Source organism: Streptomyces phytophilus, from assembly GCF_013870535.1.
In the GTDB taxonomy this organism is placed as follows: domain Bacteria; phylum Actinomycetota; class Actinomycetes; order Streptomycetales; family Streptomycetaceae; genus Streptomyces; species Streptomyces phytophilus.
Genome location: NZ_JACBXC010000656.1, coordinates 1 through 3376 on the forward strand (window position 1 = coordinate 1; position 3376 = coordinate 3376).

General features: G+C 73.4%; 3 protein-coding genes. 1 reads left to right on the forward strand and 2 read right to left on the reverse strand.

What is annotated here, in order from left to right; all coding sequences use genetic code 11:
• Both H5J30_RS23020 and H5J30_RS23025 read right to left on the reverse strand, forming a co-directional pair.
• Positions 1-1384 (reverse strand): amidase (locus H5J30_RS23020; protein ID WP_181789287.1); only part of this gene is annotated, 1384 nt, incomplete at its 3' end.
• A 44-nt stretch (positions 1385-1428) separates the two neighbouring features.
• Positions 1429-2370 (reverse strand): D-2-hydroxyacid dehydrogenase, encoded by a 942-nt coding sequence (locus H5J30_RS23025; RefSeq protein WP_181789288.1) that lies wholly within the window; start codon positions 2368-2370, stop codon positions 1429-1431.
• 236 nt (positions 2371-2606) lie between these two features.
• Here H5J30_RS23025 and H5J30_RS23030 point away from each other — a divergent pair.
• The coding region (locus H5J30_RS23030) for a maleate cis-trans isomerase family protein (protein ID WP_181789289.1) at positions 2607-3376 on the forward strand (770 nt) is incomplete at its 3' end.

The following is a 3376-nucleotide window of genomic DNA, read 5'->3' on the forward strand; positions in this document are numbered from 1 at the left end:
TGCGCAGCACCAGCGCGTCCCGGTGCCGCGCCGCGACGAGCTGCAGCCCCACCGGCAGCCCCGCCCCGTCCACCCCGCAGGGCAGGCTGAGCGCCGGCTGCTGGGTGAGGTTGAAGGGGTACGTGAACGGGGTCCACCCGGTCCACCGGGTGTGCCCCGAGTCCTTCGGCACCTCCGCCCCCGCCTCGAACGCCGTGATCGGCACGGTCGGGGTGACCAGCACGTCGTACGTCTGGTGGAAGCGCCCCATCGACTGCCCGAGGGCCATCCGCACGTCCACCGCGGCCAGGTAGTCCAGCGCGCTGTACCGCTCGCCCAGTTCGACGATCTCGCGCAGCCCCGGGTCCAGCCGCTCGCGCGCCTGAGGGCCGTAGGGCTGCACCACCCGCGCGGCGCCGCTGAACCACAGCGTGTGGAACGCCTCCTGGCACGCGGCGAGCCCCTCGCACAGCCGCGGGTCGGCCTCCTCCACGTACGCGCCGAGGTCGGAGAGCCGCTCCACCGCGCTCCGCACCACCGCGGCCACCTGCCGGTCGACGGGCACCTGCCCGCCGAACGACGCGCTGTACGCCACCCGCAGCCCCCGCACGCCTTCGGCGGCCCCGTCCAGGGCGTCGACGAAGCCGCCCGCGGGCGGGCCGAGCTGCGACCAGTCCCGCGGGTCCGCGCCGCTGACCACGTCCATCAGCAGCGCCGTGTCCCGGACGTCCCGCGCCATCGGCCCGACGTGCGCGAGCGTGCCGAACGGGCTCGCCGGATACAGCGGCACCCGCCCGTACGTGGCCTTGAGCGCGACGATCCCGCAGAACGCCGCCGGGATCCGCACCGAGCCGCCGCCGTCCGTGCCCAGGCTCAGCGGCCCCGCGCCCAGCGCCACCGCCGCCCCGCTGCCGCCGCTGGAGCCGCCCGTGGTGCGGCCGGTGTCGTACGGGTTCGTGGTGACCCCGTTCAGCGGGCTGTCCGTGGTGCCCTTCCAGCCGAACTCCGGCGTCGTGGTCTTGCCGAGGAACACCGCCCCGTGCTCCCGCAGCCGCGCCACCGACGGGCCGTCCTCGTCCCACTCGCGGTCCGGGTCGACCAGCCGGGAGCCGCGCAGCGTGGGGGCGCCGCGCTGGAGGATCATGTCCTTGACGGTCACCGGCACCCCGTCGAGCAGCCCGGCGGGCTCGCCGCGCTGCCAGCGGCGCGCGGACGCCTCGGCGCGGGCGAGGGCAGCGTCCCGTACGGCGTCGTCGAGGGTGACGAAGGCGTTGGTCAGCTCCTGCGCCCGGGCCGCGCGCGCGAGCGCCGCGCGGGTGGCCTCGACGGGCGACAGCGCCCCGGAGCGGTAGCCGCGCAGCAGCTCCACCGCCGTGAGATCCGCCGGATCCGTGCTCCCCGCCATTCCGCCGCCTCCTCGGTTGCCCGTCACCTACTCCGCATTCTGCGTCACCGTACGTACCCGAGCTGCTTGTCCACCACGTTGAAGAGCGGCCGGCCCGCCTCCCACAGGTCGAACAGCTCCAGGAACTGCTCCGACAGGTCCCCGCGCCAGCCGACCGTGTCGCCGCTCATGTGCGGCGAGACGAACAGGCCCGGCACCCGCCACAGCGGGTCCTCGGGCGCCAGCGGCTCGGTCTCGAAGACGTCGAGCGCCGCCGCCGCGATCTCCTGCTGCTCCAGCGCCGCGACCAGCGCCGTGGTGTCGACCAGCGGGCCGCGGCCGACGTTGATGAACCGGGCCCTGTCCGGCATCGCCGCGAACGCCTCGCTGCCGAACATCCCGCGGGTCTCCTCGGTCAGCGGCGCCACGCAGACCACCCAGTCGGCCTCCACCAGCAGCGCCGGCAGCTCCGCCTGGCCGCGTACGCCCGCGCGCGCGGTCCGGCCCACCAGTTCCGTACGCACCTCCAGGCAGCCCAGCGTCTCCGCGATGGCCCGCCCGATCGGCCCGGCGCCCACCACCACCGCCCGGGTCCCCGCCAGCCGCAGCGTCTCGCGGTGCTGCCAGCGGCGCTGGCGCTGCCGCTCCCAGGTGCCGGGCAGGTCCTTGGCCATCGCCAGCACCAGCCCGGCCACGTACTCCGCGATGGGCCGGTCGAAGACCCCGCGGGCGTTGGTCAGCACCGTGTCCGAGGCGGCGAACTCGGGGGAGAGCACATGGTCGACCCCGGCGCTCGGGGTGTGCACCCACCGGGGCCGCGGGCCGGGCCCCGGCCACGCTCTGCGCACCGCGGGCGAGGTGAAGTCCCACACCAGCACGACGTCGGCGGAGGGCAGCAGCTCGGCGAGCCCTTCCGCGTCCGTGCTGATCACTTGGGCCCGGCCCCGGAGCCGGTCCAGGTCGGGCGGCGGATCGTCATTGAGGACGAGCACGCGGATATCGGACATAGGAAGGAAACCGTCCCGCAATGTGGCACTGCTGCAATGGTCCGCAGCACTGGATGCAGTACTGGATGTAGCCTGAAAGGGAAGGCGGAAAAACGTCGGAGATGCGAGGATTGACCACGCTAGGGGTGTGCCTCTACCTTCGTCAATAACCGCATCTGTCACTGCGTCCCGGTCGCTCACCGGCTGCTCCAGATGATTCACCTTCCCCCAGCCCTCCGTACGAACGGGGCATCCTCATGGACGTCTCTTTTCTGGGCGGACCACAGCCACAGCGTGGTGTGGGTGTCGTAGCCCCTTTTGATTTCGCGCTCGACCGCGAGCTCTGGCGATGGGTGCCGGACGATGTGTCCCTGCATCTGACGCGTACCCCCTACGTCCCCGTCGAGGTGAGCCTCGACCTGGCCAGACTCGTGAGTGAGCACCAGACCCTGCGCGAGGCGGTGCGCGCCCTGACCGCCGTCTCGCCCGAGGTCATCGCCTACGCCTGCGCCTCCGGCAGCTTCGCCGACGGCCGCATGGGCGAGCGCGCGATGACCGCCGCCATGTCGTCCGCCGCCGCCGTGCCGGCGATGACGACGTCCGGAGCCATGCTCAGCGCGCTGAACGAGATCGGCGCCCGCCGCACCGCCATCGTCACGCCGTACACGCCCTCCGTCACCGGGGCGCTGGAGGAGTTCCTCGAAGAGGGCGGCATCGAGGTCACGGGACGGGCCAGCCTCGGGCTGACCCGGCACATCTGGCGGGTGCCGTACCGGCAGGTCGTCGAGATGGCCCGGATCGCCGTCGCGCAGGGCTCTCCGGACGCGCTCTTCATCAGCTGCACCAACCTCCCGACGTACGACGTCATCCCGCAGCTGGAGGCGGAGCTGCGGATGCCGGTGCTCTCGGCGAACCAGGTCACGGTCTGGGCCGCCCTCCAGCGCATCGGCAAGGAGGCCGTGGGCCCTTACCAGGCGCTGCTGGACCCCGCGGCGCGGCTCGGCTGGGCCTCCATGCCGCCGCCGGA